Genomic DNA, 22,437 nt, shown 5'->3' on the forward strand with positions numbered 1-22,437 from the left:
GTCGCAGCCGCGACATCGCCGCGTGTTTGCGTGTCGCGAGGTGCGATCTGCAGGTCTTTTGGTTGGCGTTTGTGGGTTGTGCGACATGGTTTCGCCATGTGCGCCCGGCAAAAGCCAGTTGAGTGCAAGCGATGTCCTTTCCTTTTAACGCTGGAACCACCATGGGATTTGATGGCCTGTTACACCGCCTGCGCGGGGCGGGCGGCGGCGCGACCGATCTGGCGCCGGACGCCGACCGGCGCGCCTTGCTCTGCGCGGCCAGCGGGCTCGCCATCGCTGGCGTGGCAGGCGCGCTGCCGACACCAGCCGCAGCCGAAATTTCGATCACGCTGGACCGCGCCAATTTTCAGCCGCTGCCAATCGCCATCTCCGACTTCAGCGGTGATCCGGAACTTGGCGCGCGCATCGCGGGCGTGGTCGCCGCAGACCTGAAGCGCTGCGGCTACTTCGCCCCGCTGGATCGCGCCGCCTTCCCGCCTGGTCCGGTGGAGTTCGACGCCGTGCCGAATTTCGCGGCCTGGCAGGCGGTCAACGCCCAGGCGCTGGCGACGGGGCGGGTGACGCGCGAAGGTGGGCGGCTGCGCACCGCCTATCGTTTGTGGGACGTCAGCGCCGGCCAGCAGCTCACCGGCCAGCAGTTCGTCACCGACGCCAACAATTGGCGCCGGGTCGGCCATATCATCGCCGATTCGATCCTGACGCGGCTGACCGGCCTTAAGGGCATGTTCGACGCCCGCATCGTCTATGTCGATGAGAGCGGCCCGCGCGACCAGCGGCGCAAGCGCCTCGCCATCATGGACAGCGACGGCGCCAACGCCCGTTTCCTGACCCGTGGCGAAGAGAGCGTGGTCACGCCGCGCTTTGCGCCGGCCACGGCGGACGTCACGTACATGTCCCAGGCGCGTGGGGCGCAGCCGCGCGTCCAGGTGCTTAACATTGACACGGGCCAGCGCCAGACTGTCGGCAATTTCCCCGACATGACCTCGAGCCCGCGCTTCTCGCCCAATGGCCAGAGCATCGCGCTCAGCCTGCAGCAGGGCGGCAACGCCAATATCTACCTGATCAATCTGGCCTCGCGAACCACCACGCGCCTGACCAGCTCCAACGCCATCGACACCTCGCCGTCATTCTCGCCAGATGGGTCGCGCATCGCCTTTGAGAGCGATCGCGGCGGCGGCCAGCAGATTTATGTGATGCCAGCCACGGGCGGCGAGGCGCAGCGCATCTCGTTTGGCGAGGGGCGCTACAGCCAGCCGGTGTGGTCGCCGCGCGGCGACTACATTGCGTTCACCCGCCAGAAGGGCGGCGCCTTTGGCATCGGCATCATGAAGCCAGATGGTTCAGGTGAGCGGATTCTCACCGAGGGCTTCCACAATGAGGGGCCGACCTGGGCCCCCAACGGCCAGTTCCTGATGTTCTTCCGTGACCCAGGCGGCGAGGGCGGCAGCAAGCTGTATCTGACCGACATCACTGGCCGGGTTGAAGCGCCGATCCGCACCGCCGGTTTCGCCTCAGACCCCGGCTGGTCACAGGTGCTGTCCGATATGCGCTGAGCCTGTTGGATTTGGCAAGTTTTGCAGTGGTTTAACGCTAATTTTACCACAAGGCCGGCTTGGTGGAGCGCAAGACGCTCCCCTGGTCAGGCGGGCAATCTTCCGTTGGGTTGTGTGGCGCTCATGAGCGGGCCACGCTCCAGCGGAAACCATACGCCCCATTGGGCGCTTCACGCTTTGTGAACCGGGCCGCCCCGGGATGTGAGGCCGGGTTTATGCGGCGACGCATACTATCAGAATCCGATGAGCTTAACTCATCGGGTTCTAGCCAGGGCCGTGCGGCGCCTGAGCATTTCAGGATGCGGATGCGTCAGCATCTTCGCATCCCGGTATAGGCCGTGCCGACGCGCCCCCTGCGCGGCAGGCCCATCACAGCACGCAATGAGGCATTGGCTTCAAGGAAGGGATTTGAGATGTCGCTGGCAGTAATCGGCACCGCACACAACGCCGCTCAGGCGCGGCGTCCGGCCCGGCGCGCCATTTTTGCGATGGTCGCTGTTGCGGCGGCGCTGTCGCTGGGCGCCTGCGCCAAGAACAATCAGGATGGCGTCAATGGCGGCGCTGGCGGCCGTGGCGGCGCCGGCGGCTATGGCATGGGCGCAGGAACCCCGGGCAGCGCCCAGGATTTCGTCGTCAATGTCGGTGATCGCGTGTTCTTTGAGGTCGACAGCACCTCGCTGACGCCGCAGGCGACGGCGACGCTCGACCGCCAGGCCGCCTGGCTGGCCCGCTACCCGCGCTACAGCTTCGTGGTCGAAGGCCATGCTGACGAGCGTGGCACCCGCGAGTACAACTACTCGCTTGGCGCCCGCCGCGCCCAGTCGGTGCGCGACTATCTGGCCTCGCGCGGTGTTGACGCCTCGCGGATGCGCACCATTTCCTATGGCAAGGAGCGCCCGGTGGCGGTGTGTAACGACATCTCCTGCTGGTCGCAGAATCGCCGCAGCGTCATCGTGCTGGATGGCGCCTCGTCGTAATCAGGCGCTGGCGCGCCTCCCGCATTTCGCGGGGCGGCGCGCCGCAGCCGGGTCAAAGGCTTGACCGGACAAGGGTTTGACAATGCAGTTCGCTGGCACAGGGCCACGGTTACAGACGTCGTCCGTTTCGCGCCCCGGCAAACGCGCCGGCCGGGTGGTCACCGCCGTCATTGCTGCGGCGCTGGCCGCGCCGCTGCTTGGCATGGCTGGCGCCCTGCCGGCCCGGGCCCAGGACATCTCCGACATGGTTGTCCGCCTCGGCCAGCTTGAAGAGCAGATGCGCAACCTGTCCGGGCGCGTCGAGCAATTGCAGTTCGAAAACCGTCGGCTGAACGAGCAATTGCGCAAGTTCCAGCAGGATACCGAGTTCCGCTTCCAGGAGCGCGGCGGAGCGGGGGGCGCCCCTGCGGCGCCAGCTGCGCCGCCGCCGCGGAACCGTCGCGGCGACGCAGGCGCGACGCCTGCGGGCAGCGCAGGCAGCGGGCCATCCACCGCCAGCATTTCGCGCAATGCCGATGGCTTCGAGGCAGCCCGGGCCCAGTTCCAGCAGGGGCAATATGGCGCCGCCGAGATGGGGTTCCGGCAGTTTCTGCAGGCCAATCCGTCGGATCGTCGCGCCGCCGACGCCATTTATTGGCTGGGCGAGAGTTATTACCAGCGCCAGCAATATAGTGACGCCGCCGAGCAGTTCCTGAAAATCTCGACCGATTATCCCAAGGCCAGCCGTGGCCCGGATGCGCTGGTCAAGCTGGGCATGGCGCTGTCGCGGCTCAACGCCAAGCCGGAAGCCTGCGCCACGCTGGCCCAGGTCGTGCGCAAATATCCCAATGCCTCGGCGGAAGTGCGCTCGGCGGTCGAGCGGGAACGTCGACGCAGCAAGTGCTGATCCGGCGATGACCGGCGTAGAGCCCCGCGACAGCGCCGCCATTTCGCCCGCCATGGCTGAAGGGCTGTTTGCTGATCTGGCGGGGGCGTCGGCTCTGTTGCTGGCGGTTTCTGGCGGCCCCGATTCCCTCGCATTGATGCATCTGGCGGCGCAGTGGCGCCGCAACGGCCTCGCCCGTGGTGCGTTTCGCCCCGCCCTGCATGTCGCGGTGGTGGATCATCAATTGCGCGCAGAGTCCGCCGCCGAGGCGCAGATGGTGTGCGCCCGCGCGCGCGAGCGCGACCTGCCATGCGAGGTGCTGGTCTGGCAGGGCGAAAAGCCGGAGCGCGGCGTGGCGGCGGCGGCCCGCGAGGCCCGATACCAATTGTTATTCGCCCACGCCCATGCGCTCGGCGCCAGCCACGTCGTCACCGCCCACCACGCCGACGATCTGGCGGAAACCATTTTGATGCGGCTGAGCGCTGGCTCCGGCCTCGCCGGACTTGCCGGCATGCAGCCGCTCAGCCTGCGCGCCGGCCTGACGCTGGCGCGACCGATGCTGCCAGTCGCCAAGCACAGGCTGATCGCCACCTGCGTCGCCGCTGGCCTCTCCTGGGCCGAGGACCCTGGCAATCGCGATCCTGACAAAGTTCGGGGCCGTCTGCGTCTGCTGGAGCAACAATTGCGTCAGCTCGGCCTGAGCCGTGCGCGGCTGCTGCGGCTCGGAGCCCGCGCCGCCCGCGCCGACGCAGCGCTGGAGCAGGCGACCCTTAAGGCTCTGGATGCGGCCCAGGTCGAGGCAGGCCCAGGCCTTCTGCGCTTCAACGCCAGGGCTCTGGCGGCGCAGCCGGAGGAAATCTTCATCCGTGCGCTGGAGCGTCTGCTGGCGCAGGCCGGCGCAGGGGCATTGCGGCTGGAGCGGCTGGAGCAGGCGGCGGCGTCGCTTGGCCAGGCGGCGGGGGAAGGGCGCGCGCTGCGGCGCAGCCTCTGCGGGCAGGTGCTGTCGCTCGGCCGCGATGGCCAGTGCACGGTGAAGCCGGAGGGGCCGCGCCGGCGTGGCCGCGCCCGCTTGCAGCTGCCTGCGCCGTCCGCAGCAACGCCTGACGATGACCGGGCGGTCGCCGCGCCGGTCACGGCAGGCTGATGCCAGAACCCGATGAACGTGATAGATCGGGTTCTGCCCAAGCCCGTGCGGCGCCTGAGCATTTCAGGAGGCGGATGCGTCAGCATCTTCGCATCCTGGTAAGAAGCGCCGTCAAACGCCCGGCGCTGACGCCCAGGCCGGCTCCTCAACGACGTTCGTCATGTTCCGCCGCAAACCGGGCGCTATTTGCGACTATCTACGGCGCCAATCGACCTGCCTTTGGCCGACGTGCGGCCATGGCGACCTTGGCATTTGCTGGCATCGCGCCTAAATAAGGTGATTGGCTGATATACCATGGCGCGGGCCAGGCTGCTGGACCAGGATTAAAACATTAAGATGAACCCCAATTTCCGGAATTTCGCCCTCTGGGTCATCATTTTTCTGCTGGTTCTGGCGCTGGTGTCGCTGTTCCAGAGCCCAGGCCAGCGCGGGGGTTCGACAGATATCCCGTATTCGCAGCTGCTGCAGGACGCGGACAATGGCCGCGTCACCAGCGTGATGATCGCCGGGCAGGAGATCACCGGAACCTATACGGATGGCCGGACCTTCAAGACCTATGCGCCGTTCGATCCGGGCCTTGTGACCAAGCTGCAGCAGAAGAATGTGCAGATTTCCGCGCGTCCGCCGCAGTCGGATACGCCGTGGTTCATCGCCCTGCTGATCAACTGGCTGCCGATCCTGGTGTTCATCGGCGCGTGGATTTTCCTGTCGCGGCAGATGCAGAGCGGCGCTGGCCGGGCCATGGGCTTTGGCAAGTCCAAGGCCAAGCTGCTGACCGAGGCGCATGGTCGCGTCACCTTTGAAGACGTGGCTGGCGTTGAGGAAGCCAAGGACGATTTGCAGGAGATCGTTGAGTTCCTGCGCGATCCGCAGAAGTTTCAGCGTCTCGGCGGCCGCATTCCGCGCGGCGTGCTGCTGGTCGGCCCGCCCGGCACCGGCAAGACGCTGATCGCCCGCGCTGTGGCCGGCGAAGCCAATGTGCCGTTCTTCACCATCTCCGGTTCTGATTTCGTTGAGATGTTCGTCGGCGTCGGCGCCAGCCGTGTCCGCGACATGTTCGAGCAGGCCAAGAAGAATTCGCCCTGCATCATCTTCATTGACGAGATCGACGCCGTCGGCCGCCATCGTGGCGCCGGCCTCGGCGGCGGCAATGACGAGCGCGAGCAGACCCTGAACCAGCTGCTGGTCGAGATGGATGGCTTCGAGGCCAATGAGGGCGTGATCATCATCGCGGCCACCAACAGGCCTGACGTGCTCGACCCGGCGTTGCTGCGCCCCGGTCGCTTCGACCGGCAGATCGTGGTGCCCAATCCCGACGTGGTGGGTCGCGAGCGCATTCTGCGGGTTCACGTCCGCAAGGTTCCGCTGGCGCCGGACGTTGACCTGCGCACCATGGCGCGTGGCACCCCTGGCTTCTCGGGCGCCGATCTGATGAATTTGGTCAATGAGGCGGCGCTGCTGGCGGCGCGGCGTGGCAAGCGCATCGTCACCATGCAGGAGTTCGAGGACGCCAAGGACAAGGTGATGATGGGCGCCGAGCGCCGCACCCTGGTGATGACCGAGGACGAAAAGCGTCTGACCGCCTATCACGAGGCGGGCCACGCCATCGTCGCTCTCAATGTCCCGGCCACCGATCCGGTGCACAAGGCCACCATCATTCCCCGTGGCCGGGCGTTGGGCATGGTCATGCAGCTGCCCGAGCGCGACAAGCTGTCGATGAGCTACGAGCAGATGACCTCGCGCCTCGCCATCATGATGGGCGGTCGCGTGGCGGAGGAGCTGATCTTCGGCCCAGCCAAGGTCACCTCGGGCGCCGCATCCGACATCCAGCAGGCGACCAAGCTGGCTCGCGCCATGGTCACGCAATGGGGCTTCTCAGACGAACTCGGCGCCGTGATGTATGGCGACGAGGGCGGCGAGGTGTTCCTCGGCTATTCCATGGGCAAGCAGCAGACGCTGTCGGAAGCCACGGCGCAGAAGATCGATTCTGAAATCCGCCGCCTGGTGGAAGAGGGTCTCAGCGACGCCCGCCGCATCCTCACCGAGCGCGGCGACGATCTGGAAGCGCTGGCGCGCGGCCTGCTGGAATATGAGACGCTGTCTGGCGAGGAAATCCGCAACCTGCTCGACGGCAAGCCGCCGGTGCGCGACGCAGGCGGCCCGCCGCCGCCGAGCCGCAGCACCCTGGTGCCCTCGGCTGGCCGCCACACGCCGCGTAGCCCCGAGGCCGGGGTGGAGCCGCAGCCGCAGGCCTGACCGCGCCGCTGCCCGAAGTTGATAGCGCCCCGGCCTGGCTGGCCGGGGCGTTTTTTGTTTGGCGGCGCGCCCCCGGCAGTATCGGGGCCGGAGACGGCGCGTATTGGCGGCATGGTCTCGGGCGGGTCGATCACCGCAAAACTGGCTCGACTGTGCAGGTCTGAGCATTCGACTGACAATGGGCTGGAAATACTTGAGCGCAGCTGGTTGCAAGTGCTGGCGATGGCGGCATGGTTGTGGCAGGGGGAGTCCGGAATCTGGTAACATATTGTTATGAAGCGTGAATGTATTGTGCGCGCGCTTCACTTGACGGCGAGGTCCGTTCTGGACGAGATGAAGCAGCCTGTTCCGCACTGATTTGCAATTGGGGACAGCAATAATTGATGGGCGGCCGTCCACGGTTGCGTGGACGTCGCATAGCCGCTGGCTATCGCCACGCCATGGCGCTTTCGCGCTGGCAGACAGGCTGGATGCAGTGAAATGCGTCGAAGTCTGGCGCAATGCAGACGTGCGCAGGTCCTGGATGGACCAGTCTCGCTTTCGGGCTGGCGCCTGAACGGCAAGCGAGGCCTGCGCGCCGCTGGTCGAGCCATAAACTGCCCTGGGGCACAGGACATATGACGAGAAGCTATTTCGGCACTGACGGTATTCGTGGCCGCGCCAACACCGTGATCACGCCCGAGCTGGCGATGAAGGTGGGGCAGGCGGCTGGGCTGGTGTTTCGCCGGGGCGATTATCGCAACCGGGTGATCATCGGCAAGGATACGCGCCTGTCCGGCTATATGATCGAGACGGCCATGGTCGCCGGCTTCACCTCGGTGGGCATGGACGTGCTGCTGCTCGGTCCGATGCCGACCCCGGCGGTGGCGATGCTGACCCGCTCCATGCGCTGCGACATGGGGGTGATGATCTCCGCCTCGCACAATCCCTATGAGGACAATGGCATCAAGCTGTTTGGCCCCGATGGCTTCAAGCTGTCGGATGAGGTTGAGCTGCAGATCGAGGACCTCATCGACAATGATTTGACCCAGCGCCTCGCCCCGGCCGCTGATCTCGGTCGCGCCAAGCGCATTGAGAGCGTGCACGCCCGTTATGTCGAATTCGCCAAGCGCACCCTGCCGCGCGACATCGACCTCGATGGCATGCGCGTCGTGGTTGATTGCGCCAATGGCGCTGGCTACCGCGTCGCCCCAGAGGCGCTGTGGGAGCTGGGCGCCGAGGTGATTTCGCTCGGCGTCGAGCCGGATGGCACCAATATCAACCGGGACGTCGGCTCGACCGCGCCTGAAGCGCTGATCCGCAAGGTGCATGAGACCCGCGCCGACATTGGCATCGCGCTTGACGGTGACGCCGACCGGGTGATCATCGTCGATGAAAAGGGCCAGGTGGTCGACGGCGACCAGCTGATGGCAGTGATTGGCCGTAGCTGGCACGAGGCTGAGCTGCTCAGCCGCCCGGCCATCGTCGCCACCATCATGTCTAACCTTGGCCTGGAAAAATACCTGCAGGGCATTGGCCTGGGTCTTGAGCGCACCGCCGTCGGCGACCGCTATGTGCTCGAGCACATGCGCCGGAATGGCTATAACGTCGGCGGCGAGCAGTCGGGGCACATCATCCTGTCCGATTACGCCACCACCGGCGATGGCCTGCTGTCGGCCCTGCAGATCCTGTCCGTGGTGCAGAAGTCGGGCCGTCCGGTCAGCGAGATCTGCCGTGCCTTCGAGCCCTTCCCGCAGGTGCTGAAGAATTTGCGCTACAAGCTCGGCGCCCGGCCCGAGGCCGCCAAGGTCGATCTGATCGTCGAGGCTGCCCGCGAACGTCTGGGCGGCAATGGCCGGCTGGTCGTGCGCCCCTCCGGCACTGAGCCGGTGATCCGGGTGATGGGCGAGGGCGACAATCTCGACGTGGTCAACCAGGTGGTCGACGACGTTATCGGCGAGATCAGTAAGGTCGCCGCCTGAGCGTCCGATAGCCTTGATCCGGTGCGGCCGCCCGAGTGACCGCACGAATTTTCCTGCCCCGCGCCGCTCTGTGGCGCGGGCTTGTTTTTGGCGGGCATAGGTCAGCGCACTTTTCGATCCCCGGTCATCGCCCCGGAGAAATTGTCGCGTCGCTACAGGCCGGTGGCGATGCAGCGGGGTTACCTCGCATGGCTACTGGCAGGCCCGACTGCCGCCGCTCAATAGATGTCCGGGCGCAATAAGGTGCGCCGCACGCGCCTCGCCGGCGTTGGACGGCGTCGGCGGGAGCGTCGCCGATCCGGTTGATGTTGCGGGCGACCGGGACGGTAGATTGATGCAGATCCGCGTAATCACCACGCTCGCGTGGGGAACATCACGCCAAATTGACCGGAATCGGAATTTCATTAACCCTGTTGATTAAGGTTAAGCGGCTGTTAAGCCCTGTTTGCGATTGTGGCGGCGCAGAGGCGTCGTTGCTGGCTCACCAGGCGGCGAAAACCCGGATAGCCGCACCATGGTCACGCATTACTTCCGCCCCGCCGTCGCCGCTGTCGCGCTGCTCGCCAGCGCATTTGTCGCCGCGCCCGTGCTGGCGGCCGATCCTGGACAATTGCCTGAGCTGCCGCCGCTGGAGCCAGAGCGTCCGATCGCCACTGGCGGCGGCTGGTATCTGCGCGGCGATGTCGGTGTTGGCCTTGGCCTGCGCGGTCCGCGCAAGGCCATTCCATTGAGCTATGCGGCGACGCCTGGCGTGAACGCCATGACGCCGATGGATCACGCCATCGCCCGCGCCCGCATTGACAGCGGCTGGTCGCTGGGCGGCGGCATCGGCTATCGCATCGGCCCGATGCTGCGCGTCGACGTCACTGGCATCTCCCAGTCGGGGGCGCGCCTGCACGGAATCGGCGTCGATCAGGCTTTTGCGGCGGGCACGAGCCGCGCCGTGGGCCATTACAGCGCCGGTGTCCGCTCGGATGTGGCGCTGGCCAACGCTTACTGGGACGTGCTGACGTGGAATGGGCTGACGCCCTATGTCGGCGCTGGCGTCGGCGTGGCGTGGAACCGCATGTATAAGGTGGGCCGCTACGAGCAGGCGCAGCCGCTGGCCCAGGCCAGCAATATGGTCGCCGCCAGCCACGCCAGCCATGCCCGCGCCGCCTTCGCGCTTTATGCGGGCGTCGGCTATGAAATCATGCCTGGCCTGCACGCCGACCTCGGCTACCGCTATCTCAACCTCGGCAACGCCAATAGCGGCCGCGCCCTGTGTGACGACACAGCCACCTGCGTCGCCGCCACGCCGCTGCGCGCCAAAAGCCTCGACAGTCACGAAGTCACGCTCGGTCTGCGTTGGGAGATGGGCGCGCTGTGAGGCGCGTCATACCGGGATGCGACCATGCTTACGCATCCGCATCCTGACTTGCTCAGGCGCCGCACGGGCTGAACCAGGCCCCGATCTGTCATGCTCATTAGGGACCGGCATCAGTGATCGCGCCACGGTCGCCGCGCGCCGCTTCAGGCGTCTCGGCGACATCTGCAAGCCGGTGAGGGGGCGACGATGCGGGCCCCTGCCAGATTTCTGCAATCCAGCCATGCAGCCTTGCTTCGGCGTATGAAAGTACTTGCACCCATCCATCTTGGGGCGTAGGCCCATCGGCGGGACACTTCCCCCCAACGGGAAGCGCTCATCTGTAAGGATGGATGAATATGACGACTGCCCCCACCGTCCGGCCCGCGCGGCCGGAGTTCTCGTCTGGCCCTTGCGCCAAGCGTCCTGGCTGGAGCCTCGACGGCCTGTCCGATACCCCCGTTGGCCGCTCGCATCGCGCCAAGGTCGGCAAGGACAAGCTGAAGCTCGCCATCGACCTCACCCGTGAGGTGCTGCAGGTTCCGGCGGATTACCGCATCGGCATCGTGCCTGCCTCCGACACCGGCGCCGTGGAAATGGCCCTGTGGTCGTTGCTCGGCGCCTGTCCGGTCGACATGCTGGCCTGGGAGAGCTTTGGCGAGGGCTGGGTCACCGACGTGGTCAAGCAGCTCAAGCTGAAAGACGCCCGCGTTTTCACCGCTCCTTATGGCGAGCTGCCCGATTTCGCCCAGGTCAACACCGCCGAACATGACGTGGTCTTCACCTGGAACGGCACCACCTCCGGCGTGCGTGTGGCCAATGCCGACTGGATCCCGGCTGATCGCCAGGGCCTGACCATTTGCGACGCCACCTCGGCCGCCTTCGCCCAGCCGCTGGACTTCGCCAGGCTCGACGTCGTCACCTTCTCCTGGCAGAAGGTGCTGGGCGGCGAGGGCGCGCATGGCATGCTGATCCTGTCGCCGCGCGCCGTGGAGCGGCTGGAAAGCTACACTCCGGCCTGGCCGCTGCCGAAGATTTTCCGCCTGACCTCGAAGGGCAAGATTTCCGAAGGCATCTTCAAGGGCGAGACCATCAACACCCCCTCGATGCTGTGCGTTGAAGACTATATCGACGCGCTGCAGTGGGCGAAGAGTGTGGGCGGTCTTGACGGTCTGATCGGTCGCGCCGACGCCAACGCCAGGGTGCTGAACGACTGGGTCGACAGCCGCGACTGGATCGCCAATCTGGCGGTGAAGCCGGAGACCCGCTCCAACACCAGCGTCTGCCTGGTGATCTCCGACGCCGAAGTGGCGGCGAAAGGCCCGGAAGCTGGCGCCGCCGTCGCCAAGGGCATCGCCGCGCGCCTCGAGGCCGAGGGCGTGGCCTATGACATCGGCTCGTATCGCGATGCTCCGGCTGGCCTGCGCATCTGGTGCGGCGCCACCATCGAGACCAGCGATGTGCAAGCGCTGACGCATTGGCTCGATTGGGCCTTCGCCGAAGAAAAGGCGAAGCTGGGCTGATCGCCCTAATGGGTGCGCGCATCCTGGCCCTCAGCTGGCCTGGCGCGCACGCCGGGGCGCCCAACGCCTTTATAGCCGGCAGCCTTGTCCGGCCAGGGCGCGAAGTGTGCGTCTCTTGGGGTTGCTCCCCTGACGGCTATTGGGACGGCGCCTGCAGCGCCGTCCATTTCCATCTCATTTTCTGCGCGCCGTGGTCGCCGCCCGTTCGCCGGCCCGGATTGCGCCACAGGTGTTCCCATGACCGCCAAAGCGCCCCGCGTCCTGATTTCTGACGCGCTTTCGCCCGCCGCCGTGCAGATTTTCCGTGATCGCGGCATCGACGTCGATTTCCAGCCGGACCTTGGCAAGGACAAGGACAAACTCGCCGCCATCATCGGCGACTATGATGGCCTCGCCATCCGCTCAGCCACCAAGGTCACCAGCGCCATCCTGGCCAACGCCGCCAACCTCAAGGTGATTGGCCGCGCCGGCATCGGCGTCGACAATGTCGACATCCCGGCCGCCTCCTCGCGCGGCGTCATTGTGATGAACACGCCGTTCGGCAATTCCATCACCACTGCCGAACACGCCATCGCGCTAATGTTCGCGCTGGCCCGCGAGATTCCCGCCGCCGACGCCTCCACCCAGGCTGGCAAATGGGAGAAGAACCGCTTCATGGGCGTCGAGATCACCGGCAAGACGCTGGGCGTGATCGGCTGCGGCAATATCGGCGGCATTGTCGCCGAGCGCGGCGTCGGCCTGCGCATGAAGGTCATCGCCTTCGACCCCTTCCTGTCGCCAGAGCGGGCGCTGGATCTGGGCGTCGAGAAGGTGGAGCTGGACGAGCTGCTGCGCCGCGCCGATTTCATCACGCTGCACACGCCGCTGACAGACAAGACCCGCAATATCCTGTCGGCTGAAAGCCTCGCCGCCACCAAGCCCGGCGTGCGCATCATCAATTGCGCCCGCGGCGGTCTGGTTGACGAGGTCGCCCTGCGCGCCGCGCTCGACAGCGGCCATGTGGCTGGCGCCGCCTTCGACGTGTTCGTCGAGGAGCCGGCCAAGGACAATGTGCTGTTCGGCCACCCCAATGTGGTATGCACGCCGCACCTCGGCGCCGCCACCACCGAGGCCCAGGAGAATGTCGCCCTGCAGGTCGCCGAGCAGATGTCGGATTATCTGCTGCGCGGCGCCATCCAGAACGCCGTCAACTTCCCGTCGATCACCGCCGAGGAAGCGCCGAAGCTGAAGCCGTTCATCGAGCTGGCCGAGAAGCTCGGCTCCTTCGCCGGCCAGCTCACCGAGACCGGCCTGAAGAGCGTCAACATCACCTATGAGGGCTCGGTGGCGGGCCTCAAGGTCAAGGCGCTCACCGCCTCGGCCATCGCCGGCCTGCTGCGGCCGATGCTGCAGGACGTCAACGTCGTCTCGGCCCCGTCGGTGGCGCGCGAGCGCGGCATCGTCATCGAGGAGACCATCCGCGAGGCGGAAGGCGAGTTTGACGCGCTGATCACCCTGTCGGTGACCACCGAAGCGCAGACCCGCGCCGTATCTGGCACGGTGTTCGCCGGCGGTCGCCCGCGTATCGTCGCCATCAAGGAGATCAAGGTCGACGCCGAGCTGGCGCCGTCGATGCTCTATGTGTCGAATGAGGACAAGCCGGGCTTCGTCGGCAAGTTCGCCTCGATCCTCGGCGAGGCTGGCGTCAATATCGCCACCTTCGCGCTGGGCCGCGACGCCCCTGGCGGCTCGGCCATCGCGCTGGTTGAGGTCGATGGCGAGGTCCCGGCCAACGTCATCGACGCCGTGACCGCCATCCCTGGCGTGAAGCAGGTGAAGCCGCTGCGCTTTGCCTGATGCGGATGGCGGATGCGTCAGCATCCCGAAGTCTGCGGACAGATTGAGAAAAAGCCGGGCTCGCCCCGGCTTTTTTGCGTATGCGCAGAAGGGCGCCTGAGCAATTCCGGATGCGGATGCGCCCGCATCCGTGCATCCTGGCGTCAGTCGCGATAGCCGGGATTGACCCGGTCGAGCTTGCGCAGCAGCGCCGGCCAGGCCAGCCGGTCGGCGACTTTCATCAGGCCATTGGGTGACGAGCCGATTTCGCCGTTCTTTTCGATAACATCGTCTTCGGTTGGATAGATGGCGCCGCCCATGGCGAAGGTGCGCACCTGCATGGAGCAGGCCCGCTCCAGGTAATACATGCGCATGAAGGCAGTGGCGACGGTCTTGCCACAGGTCAGCGTGCCGTGGTTGCGAAGGAGCATCAGGTTGCGGTCGCCGAGGTCACGCTGCAGCCGCGGCCGCTCGTCAAGGTCGAGCGCGACGCCCTCATAATCATGATAGGCGAGATCATTGGCGATGAGCTGCGCCGTCTGGTTGAGCGGCTGCAGGCCGTGCGAGGTCGACGCCACCGCCGTGCCATCCAGCGTGTGCAGATGCATGACGCACATGGCGTCCTCGCGCACTTCATGCACCGCAGAATGGATGGTGAAACCGGCGGGGTTCACCTTGTGCGGCGTCTCGCCGACCGGGTTACCGGCAAGGTCAATCTTCACCAGGCTGGAGGCGGTGATCTCGTCAAAGAACCAGCCGTAGGGGTTGATGAGGAAGTGATGCTCCGGCCCCGGCACGCGCGCCGACAGATGGGTGAAGATCATGTCGTCCCAGCCATACATGGCGACAAGACGATAAGCGGCGGCGAGATCAATGCGCGTCTGGCGCTCGGCCTCGCTCATGGCGTCGAGGCTGACGACGTCGGTTGCGTGGCTCATGGCGTTTCTCCCTGACGCCAGCCATGGCGCGCCTTGACGGCGCCGGTCTGGCGACACTGCGTGATTATCGTTGCGGCGCTGCTTTGCGACAGGGCGACGATGCTGAAAGGCCAGAACCGTCGCACGCCTCGCGCGCCGTTGCCCACAGTGTGCCCGTAAAGCGAGGCGGCTGGCAATCACAGCCGCCACGGCGCGGCCATGCGCGCCTTGCGGGGCGGCATCCACAGAGCAGCTGTGACAACAATTTTTTGGGGTAGGGGCTGCAGCCAATGTCTGCTTCTCGCCTCGTTATCCGCCGTAAGCCATGCGCCAATAGTCAGGCGTTATGAGGCCGGCGCCATGAGGCATGCGCCAGGAGGCATGCACCATGAGGCATGCGCCAGGCGGCGGTCATAAAAAAGGGGCGGGCTGTCGCCAGCCCGCCCCAAGTTGGGTCTTCCAGGAGGTCATCCTCACCCGCCGCATGGCGCGTGAGGCCGTCACGGGCCGCGCCGTGGCGCGGCCAAAAACTCTGTCGCAAATCACGCAGGTAACTTGCTGATTACCTGCGGTTTCTCGCTGATTACTTGCTGGCGATCACTTGTGGGCGATCATTTGCGGGTCAGCATGCCGAGCACAAAGCCGACAGCGCCGACGGCGAGCAGCGTGCCAAGCGGATTGCTACGCGCCTGGCGCACAACCATCTCGCCGCCTTCGCGTGCGGCGTCCTTGGCCTGGCCAAAGGTGCGCTGCGCCGCGCCAACGGCTTCGTCGACGACACCCTGACCTTGCAGGCGGCTGTCATTGGTGAGGTCGCCGACAGCCTGCCGGGCCTTGCCAAGCATCTCATTGCCAGCGCCCTTAATGCGATCAGTGTCCATCTTGCTTCTCCCGGCGAACAGCCTTCCGCGCCGTCGCCGGCTGGCTGTCGCCCTGCTATCTGCGGGGGTCGTGAGCGGCCGTCCAGACCGGGCTGGGGGGAGCGCCAGTCTGGACGGCACACGCTCGAGGCGCGACGTGTCTGTGGGGGCTATGGGGGGCAACGCCACCACAAGCGGTCGCCAAAGGGGGGGCTGCGACCGACGCCGTTTGCTTCCTCAATAGACATAACGTTGGCCAGCCGGAATGGTTCACCGCTGGCGCCAAAAAAACTGGGGCTCGGGTACAAGAAAACTTGACGGGCGCCCGATTGGCGTTGGCCCCGCTCCCAGCATCGGCTCATGCGCCTCTTCACCCATGAGCCTCTTCACCCATGAGCCACTTTATCCTTGCGACGAGCGAAATGTGATCGGTCAAGCGATCCCGTTGGTCGGAGCGCGCGCCAAACCGTGACTGCGATCACAGCAGGAAGGCGGCGACGCCCACCAGCGCGCCGACAGCGCCCAGCCCGACACCCGTGAGCCAGGGCCAGCGCCGGGGCCTTGCGATGATCGACAGCGTGGCGATGGCGATGGCGATCTGCACCAGCATCACCGCCCAGGTCAGGATGTGATGGCGGCGATCGCGTGTCGCGACCTCTTCAAGCCGGACCAGCGACAGCGCTTCCTGTTGCTGGGCGAAGCGGGTCAAGCCTGCGTCATCCTGCCCGCCGTAGCGCGCGGCTGGCGGCAAAGCGGGGGTTGCTGGCGCAGCGTCGCCGGCTTTGCCCGGCGTCTGGTCGAGGGCGGCGCGGACCATGCGGGCGTCGAGCGCCCCCCAGGCGTCGGCGCCGCGGTTCTGATAGATCAGGGCGTCGGCGCTGGCCCGCGAGGCGGCGCCGCTCTCCATGGATTCCAGCGAGCCGAGGATAACGCCGACCACGGCGAGGATGGCGATGGTCACCGAGACGCGCGTCACCGCCGGGTCGTCGAGCGGGTGTGGCCGGGCCTGCGCCTCGCCGGCGCTGTGCAGCGCCTCGGCTTCAGTGCGAAATTCCTCGGTGGTTTCTTCCGCCAGCCGGGCCATGGCCCTGTCTCCATCGGTAGAACGGCGCCCACAGGCTTGCGTGCTCTGCGCGCGCCGGAACATGCGGTTGCGACCTGAGCTCAGTCGAGCGGCGTCAGGCAGGCTTCAACGCGCGCCCGTTCGTCGTCTGACAGAGCGACGGCGCGGCGCGCGGCGTGATCGAGGATGGCGACGATCACCTCGGAGGCGGCGATGCGCGCGCCGGTGCGAGCGTTGAAGGCGCTATGGGCGAAGCGCATGGTCTTGCCGAGGAACTCCACCACCTGGCTGTGCGAGATGATCAGTTCGCCAGGCCCAGGCATTTCGCCATAGGTCAGACGATTTTCGATCACCACGCTGCCGCGCCCGCTGGCCAGCAGATCAGCCACATCCAGCTTCATGTGGGCGAACAGATTGCCGACGCCGTCAGAGAACCGGCCCATCACCTGCTCATTGGCCAGACGCCCGGTGACGTCGCAGTCCCACGGCTGCACCATGCCGCGATAGATCTCGACGAGACCGCGCGCCCGCGCCTCGGCCAGGGTGAGCGGGCGGCGGGTTTCTTCGAAAGCGACGCTGCGCGGGCGATCGCTCTCGGGGATGTCGCCGGCATATTGCGCCATCAGCTCGCGCTGACGCGCCGTCCACGGCACGGCGGCGCCGGTGGCGGCGTCGGTCTGCTGGTCGATGCTGATGAAGCTGGTGGCGATGTGGCCGCCGCAGTGCAATTCGTGGTGCAGCACCACGCTGGCCTCACGCACCTCGACCACGCGGCTGCGAAACTCGGCCATGTCGCCGGTGTGCAACTCACGGCGGTAGCGGATGTGGTGGGTGAGGGGGCGCAGCAGATGCCCTGGCGCGACCTCAAGCGCCGCCGCCACAAAGCCCATGCTGACGCTGAGCCGCGTCATGTAGAAGCGCACGTTCAGATGATTGTTCTCGTCGCACTCCCAGGCGTTGACGCCGTTGCGATTGCCGCTGATCCAGTTTGCCGTCATCGGGACAGTTTCCACCTAAACGCTTGATTGGGCGTCATCCACGCCGCGCAAAAAAATGACGCCGCCCGTCACAGGCGGCGCCTGTCGCCCTGATGCGGCGCAGGGTCCGCCGCCGGAAGCGGGCGTTGTCGCCAACGCGCCCGGCGTGCACGGACCTGCGCCTGAGGCCGCGGATGCGTCAGCACCCGCGCGGCCTTAGGTCAGACGGCGCGTTCGAACACCGCGGCGATGCCCTGGCCGCCGCCGATGCACATGGTTTCGAGGCCATAGCGGCCGTCGCGACGCTTCAGCTCATGCATCAGATTGGCGAGGATGCGGCCGCCGGTGGCGCCGATGGGATGGCCGAGCGAAATGCCCGAACCATTGACGTTGAGGATGTCATGGCGGCTGTCATTGTCCGACCAGCCCCAGCCCTTGAGAACGGCCAGCACCTGGGCGGCGAAGGCTTCGTTGAGCTCCACCAGGTCGATGTCGTTCCAGCTGATGCCCGAGCGGGCGAACAGCCGCTCAACCGCCGGCACCGGGCCGATGCCCATGCGCGACGGCTCGCAGCCAGCGGCGGCCCAGCCGACCAGCCAGCCCATCGGCTCCAGACCCAGTTCTTCCAGCTTGTCCTCGGCGACCACAAGGCAGGCGGCGGCGGCGTCGTTCTGCTGGCTGGCGTTGCCGGCGGTGGTGACGCCGCCCTTTTCGATGGCGCGCAGCTGGGCGAGGCTCTCCGGCGTGGCGTTGGCGCGGATGCCTTCGTCCAGGGCGAAGATGATCGGATCGCCCTTGCGCTGCGGCACGGCGACCTTGACCAGCTCCTCATCGAACTTGCCGTCAGCCCAGGCGGCGGCGGCGCGCTGGTGGCTGCGCGCAGCGTATGCGTCGCAGGCCTCGCGGGAGATGTCGTAATCGCGGGCGAGATTGTCGGCGGTCTCAATCATGCCGGTGATGACGCCGAAGCGGCTGATCGGCTGGCTCATGACGCGGCCACGGGCGAGGCGGTCATGCATGGTCACCGAGCCGGCGCGCGCGCCGTTGCGCATGTCGGTGGAGTAATATTCGACATTGCTCATGCTCTCGACGCCGCCGGCGACGACAACGTCAGCCACGCCGGTCTGGATCAGCATGGAGGCGTCGATGATGGCCTGCAGGCCCGAGCCGCAGCGGCGGTCGAGCTGGTAGCCAGGGATCGAGATCGGCAGGCCGGCGGCGAGCAGCGACCAGCGGGCGATGCACGGCGCCTCTCCATTGCCATAGCCCTGGGCGAACACCACGTCGTCGATGCGCTCCGGGTCGATCTTCGTGCGCTCAACCAGCTCCTTGATGATCACGGCGCCAAGCTCGCCGGCGGCGAAGCTGGACAGGCTGCCCTGGAATTTGCCGACGGCGGTGCGGATTGGCGAGACGATGGCGGCGCGACGCAGGCCCGAGGTTTTGGTGCTCATCTTGTCGTTTCCATTGCGGCGCGCCGGCGCGTGGGCGCACGCTTGTTTCCCGCAGGGCGACGACGGAGGGGCCGCCAGCCCAGGGCGTTGAACAGGGGCCGACGATGCCGGCCCCCTTGTATAGTATGGCGGTTGCAGTCGCGCCAATAGGCGACAGTGCGCGCCCACCGCAGCACAATTTGCAGGGCTTGATCCCCTGGCGGCGCGAGCGACCGGAGGCGCAGGCGAAACCTGCGAAATGCGCTCTCCGGGCCCATAGCGCCGGGACGCTGCGGGCGTTGATCGCTCAGTTCACCAGATCTTTCGACAGCTGCCAGTCATGACCGTCGAAGGTCCCCATGTAGAACTTCGTCACCGGGGCATAATCCTCAGGCGAGATATTCAGGGTGATGCCAGGCAGCAGGATTGGGCTTGGCTTGCCCTTCAGATTGGTGGCGTGTTTGAGCACATTGGCCCGCGTCAGCTCATCGCCGCAGGCCTCGAGAATCTGCTTCATGATCACGGCGCTGGAATAGGCGTAGAAGCCGACGTCGTCATCAGCTGGCGTATCAGGCGAATATTTGGCGCGGAACGCCTCATAGGCCTGTACATCCGGGTCGTTTTTCCATTTGGGGCTGGCGACATGCTTGACGCTCTGCACGGTCATCAGCCCTTTGGCGTTTTGGAGCCCGGCGCCCTCCAGCAGCATGCGGGTGGCCGAAGCGCTCATCAGATAGTGCAGGGCGGGCCAGTTCAGCTCCTTCACCTTGCGGATCGACTGGGTGACGAATTTGCCGGTGGTGACGTTGAAAAACACATCGGCACCGGAGCGGGCCAGCGTGACGATCTGGCTGTCGACGGTCGGCTCGGTCAGGTCATACATTTGCTCGGAGATGATCATGGTCCTGGCCCTGTCGCCGAGGCTGTCGCGCAGGCCGCGGATGAAGTCGCGGCCCAGATCATCATTCTGCGCCAGCACGCCGACTTTTGCGTCGGGCCGGTTACGCAATAACCAGCGCCCGAAGATCTGGCCTTCAGTTACGTAAAGCGACAGCGCCCCGGTCGACCACGGGAAGTTCTTCGGATCGCTCCAGCGCGACGAGCCAGAGCCAATCATCAATTGCGGGATGCCCTTGCCGTTGAGATATTTCTGCACGGCGGCCTGGGTGACCGTGCCGTTCGACGAGACAGTGGCCAGCACGCCGTCGCCCTCGACCAGCCGGCGCGTCGCCTCGACGGTCTTGGCCGGATTATAGGCGTCGTCGAGCGAGATCAGCGTGATCTTGCGGCCATTGACGCCGCCCTGCTCGTTGATCATGCGGAAATAGGCGCCTTGGGTGCGGCCGACGATGCCGACGTAAGAGGCCGGCCCGCTATAGGGCATGGTCTGGCCGAGCTTGATCTCGGCATCGCTGGCGCCCTGGTCATAACGCTTCGTCGCCGCGCGCAGATTTCCAGACGTGGACAGCAACAGCTGCGGCGCGCCAAGCGTAACGGCAAGGCCGGCGAGCACATGCCGCCGGTTTATCGGTAAGGCCATGGGGTTTCCTCTCACCAATTATCCCCGCTCTACGGCAGGATAACTCATGTTATGGTGAGGTGATGTCGCTTCCCAGCCCTGTTTTACCGTGATGACGATCTGGTGATTGAAGGTTTTGGCAAGATCGCAGCGGCCAGGCAAGGCGTCGCCTGGCCGCGCAACGTCATTCCGGGACCGCCGCCGCTTACTTGCTCGCCGCCTTTTTCGCCTTGGGCTCGGCGCCGGTGCTGTTGCCAGCGGCTTTGCTGGCGACCGTGCCTTTGCCATTGACCTCATTGACCGCGAGGCCGGTCAATTTGTTATTGGCGGCCTTTTCCTGATCGAGGATCTCGGAGAGCAGGGTGTGGGCCTCATCATGGCCGAGGGTCCGCGCCCATTCGCGCAGCGAGCCATAGCGGGCGATCTCATAATGCTCGACGGCCTGGGCGCAGGCGAGCAGACCGGCGTCGAGCGCCGCGCCGCTGGCCTCTTCCATCAGGCCCTCGCTTTCCTTGATCAGACCCTCAATGGCGTCGCACTTCTCGGCCTTGGGCTTCTCACCGAGCGCCTTGAATACGGCGTCGAGCTTGGTGATCTGCTGACGGGTTTCGGCGAGGTGATCGTTAAACGCGCTCTGCAAATGAGCGTTGCTCACCGCCTTGGCCATTTTGGGCAGGGCCTTGGTGATGGCATTTTCGGCGTAATAGACGTCCTGCAGTGTATGCACGAAGATGTCAGACAGTGTTTTCATGGCTTGCTCCCATCAACGACGTCAATTGTTGTGGAAGAACGCATGAGGCGGTGACCCGTTCCATGGGCTGGCGCGCCGCAAATTCGTGGGCATCGCCGCCTGCCATACGCCAGGGCCATCGCTCACGCGTCAGGCGAGGATCAGGTCGGCATATTCCGGGCGCTGCTTCAGGATGCGTTGAACAAAGCTGCAGCGGGGAATGATCTTGCGGCCTTCGGCGCGCACCTGGTCCAGCACGCCCAGCACAAAGGCGCTGGCCACGCCCTTGCCCTGGGCGCCTTCGGGAATCTCGGTGTGGTCGAGACTGATGGCGTCAAGCGTGTCGTGATAGTCGAGCCGCGCCAGGCCCCACTCCGTCTGCATTTCGAAGCGACTGGCGCTGGCGTTGTTGATGATGATGCGCGACATGGGGCAGGCCTCTCTTATGGGCGCCGCAACTGGCGGCGCCAGCTGGTCGATGCAGCCGTGAAGACACTGGCGTTGCGGAAGCTCAGATCACCCATGGGCTCCCGGTTCAGAATGCTGGAGCGCCTTCCGTTCAAACGGACACCTCTGATCGATCAGAATGCGCTCCATGCATGGAGATGGGAAGCATGAGCCGATCCTGAGTAATCGGAACACGCTACACCGCCTCAGGGCGCTGGTGAGGACGATCACTTTCTCGCTGGTCGATCATCCCTGGCGCGCCGTTGACAGGCGCATGACTGCGGAGGCCGGGGGCGCGTGGACGTGAAAGCGCCTGCGACAGTCGCAGCGAGCCTGTGATCCAGCGCGAAACTGGAGGCTCATCCCTCATGCCGCTGCCACAGCGGCCACAGCGGCCGGAGCAGCCATGCGACGCTGGTGATAGCGTCGTAACCGCGACCCTGAAAGTCCCGGCTGCTGACGCCAGGCGCTCACGCGTATGGGCTTTGGGCCGAGGCATGGTGGCTGGCAGGGAGCGGAAGTGCGATGGCCTGACGTTCGTCCCACAACTGCCGGACGGGCATGGCGACAGGTCAGGCGAGCCACCCGAGGCGACCAGTTGATGCTGCGTGGATCGTAGCTCGCAATGTCAGCAGTCGCGCCGTGGTGAGCAGAGCCAGCTGCGGACCAGCCTGGCGCAGCGCCACAGCATATTCACCAGGCGTCTCGGGCGGGTCGCTGCAAGCCGCGCTGCAACGCCCGGCCGCGCCAGCGCATCTGATATTTCCCAGCGGCGCCGCAAGAAAGTCACGCTACCAGGAGGAATCGCTGGCAGGAAGGCTTGCAGGCAAGAAGTCATGCAGGCAAGAGGACGTAAGATGCGCTGCCTGCCGCTGCAGGTGCGCAGGGGGCATCGTGCTTCAGAAAAGCGCCTGAACGAGCGACGCCTGGATGGGCGGGGTTCAATACAGTCCGTGGTGCTCGCCTGATATAGTGATGATCAGTCCAGCCGCCGTAATGAATATCAAGATCAGGCCGGCGGTGATTGCTGGTATGCCAATGTCCATTTGAAC

17 protein-coding genes are annotated in these 22,437 nt (G+C 65.8%); 9 read left to right on the forward strand and 8 right to left on the reverse strand.

Annotation, left to right across the window (positions count from 1 at the left end):
- The first annotated feature begins 161 nt into the window (after positions 1 to 161).
- From tolB to serA, 9 genes are all read left to right on the forward strand, one after another.
- Entirely contained in the window at positions 162 to 1,553 is a 1,392-nt protein-coding gene (tolB, locus tag AC6A67_RS08080) for a Tol-Pal system beta propeller repeat protein TolB (protein ID WP_498036037.1), read from the forward strand.
- Between the two features lie 413 nt (positions 1,554 to 1,966).
- Positions 1,967 to 2,530: a peptidoglycan-associated lipoprotein Pal gene (pal, locus tag AC6A67_RS08085; RefSeq protein ID WP_498036038.1), complete on the forward strand. Its 564-nt coding sequence runs from the start codon at positions 1,967 to 1,969 to the stop codon at positions 2,528 to 2,530.
- Positions 2,531 to 2,612: 82 nt separating this feature from the next.
- Positions 2,613 to 3,416, forward strand: coding sequence for a tol-pal system protein YbgF (ybgF, locus tag AC6A67_RS08090; protein WP_498036039.1), 804 nt, complete (start codon positions 2,613 to 2,615; stop codon positions 3,414 to 3,416).
- Positions 3,417 to 3,423: 7 nt separating this feature from the next.
- The gene (gene tilS / locus AC6A67_RS08095) at positions 3,424 to 4,539 is read left to right on the forward strand and encodes a tRNA lysidine(34) synthetase TilS (RefSeq protein ID WP_498036040.1); all 1,116 of its coding nucleotides are present in this window, start codon (positions 3,424 to 3,426) and stop codon (positions 4,537 to 4,539) included.
- Positions 4,540 to 4,875: 336 nt separating this feature from the next.
- Entirely contained in the window at positions 4,876 to 6,795 is a 1,920-nt protein-coding gene (gene ftsH / locus AC6A67_RS08100; protein WP_498036041.1) for an ATP-dependent zinc metalloprotease FtsH, read from the forward strand.
- A gap of 617 nt (positions 6,796 to 7,412) precedes the next feature.
- Complete coding sequence (glmM, locus tag AC6A67_RS08105; RefSeq protein ID WP_498036042.1) at positions 7,413 to 8,756, forward strand: phosphoglucosamine mutase; 1,344 nt, start codon at positions 7,413 to 7,415, stop codon at positions 8,754 to 8,756.
- 514 nt (positions 8,757 to 9,270) lie between these two features.
- Positions 9,271 to 10,125, forward strand: a complete 855-nt coding sequence (locus tag AC6A67_RS08110; protein WP_498036043.1) for an outer membrane protein — start codon at positions 9,271 to 9,273, stop codon at positions 10,123 to 10,125.
- A gap of 329 nt (positions 10,126 to 10,454) precedes the next feature.
- The gene (locus tag AC6A67_RS08115) at positions 10,455 to 11,624 is read left to right on the forward strand and encodes a phosphoserine transaminase (RefSeq protein WP_498036044.1); all 1,170 of its coding nucleotides are present in this window, start codon (positions 10,455 to 10,457) and stop codon (positions 11,622 to 11,624) included.
- Positions 11,625 to 11,861: 237 nt separating this feature from the next.
- Positions 11,862 to 13,460 (forward strand): phosphoglycerate dehydrogenase, encoded by a 1,599-nt coding sequence (gene serA, locus AC6A67_RS08120; RefSeq protein ID WP_498036045.1) that lies wholly within the window; start codon positions 11,862 to 11,864, stop codon positions 13,458 to 13,460.
- Positions 13,461 to 13,603: 143 nt separating this feature from the next.
- Here the strand turns inward: serA and AC6A67_RS08125 are convergent, their stop codons facing one another.
- From AC6A67_RS08125 to AC6A67_RS08160, 8 genes are all read right to left on the reverse strand, one after another.
- On the reverse strand, positions 13,604 to 14,377 hold the full coding sequence (locus tag AC6A67_RS08125; protein ID WP_498036046.1) for a class II aldolase/adducin family protein: 774 nt from the start codon (positions 14,375 to 14,377) through the stop codon (positions 13,604 to 13,606).
- 590 nt (positions 14,378 to 14,967) lie between these two features.
- Positions 14,968 to 15,237 carry a CsbD family protein gene (locus AC6A67_RS08130; protein WP_498036047.1) on the reverse strand — a complete coding sequence of 90 codons (270 nt, stop codon included), beginning with the start codon at positions 15,235 to 15,237 and terminating at the stop codon, positions 14,968 to 14,970.
- A 457-nt stretch (positions 15,238 to 15,694) separates the two neighbouring features.
- Complete coding sequence (locus tag AC6A67_RS08135) at positions 15,695 to 16,300, reverse strand: DUF4337 family protein (protein ID WP_498036048.1); 606 nt, start codon at positions 16,298 to 16,300, stop codon at positions 15,695 to 15,697.
- Positions 16,301 to 16,380: 80 nt separating this feature from the next.
- On the reverse strand, positions 16,381 to 17,277 hold the full coding sequence (locus AC6A67_RS08140; protein WP_498036049.1) for an acyl-CoA thioesterase: 897 nt from the start codon (positions 17,275 to 17,277) through the stop codon (positions 16,381 to 16,383).
- 200 nt (positions 17,278 to 17,477) lie between these two features.
- On the reverse strand, positions 17,478 to 18,710 hold the full coding sequence (locus tag AC6A67_RS08145; RefSeq protein ID WP_498036050.1) for an acetyl-CoA C-acetyltransferase: 1,233 nt from the start codon (positions 18,708 to 18,710) through the stop codon (positions 17,478 to 17,480).
- Between the two features lie 286 nt (positions 18,711 to 18,996).
- The gene (locus AC6A67_RS08150; protein WP_498036051.1) at positions 18,997 to 20,229 is read right to left on the reverse strand and encodes an ABC transporter substrate-binding protein; all 1,233 of its coding nucleotides are present in this window, start codon (positions 20,227 to 20,229) and stop codon (positions 18,997 to 18,999) included.
- A 184-nt stretch (positions 20,230 to 20,413) separates the two neighbouring features.
- The gene (locus AC6A67_RS08155) at positions 20,414 to 20,959 is read right to left on the reverse strand and encodes a YciE/YciF ferroxidase family protein (RefSeq protein ID WP_498036052.1); all 546 of its coding nucleotides are present in this window, start codon (positions 20,957 to 20,959) and stop codon (positions 20,414 to 20,416) included.
- 129 nt (positions 20,960 to 21,088) lie between these two features.
- A complete protein-coding gene (locus tag AC6A67_RS08160; RefSeq protein WP_498036053.1) occupies positions 21,089 to 21,367 on the reverse strand; it encodes a GNAT family N-acetyltransferase in 279 nt (92 codons plus the stop codon).
- Positions 21,368 to 22,437 lie beyond the last annotated feature (1,070 nt).

Source organism: Camelimonas sp. FR25 (assembly GCF_059740505.1).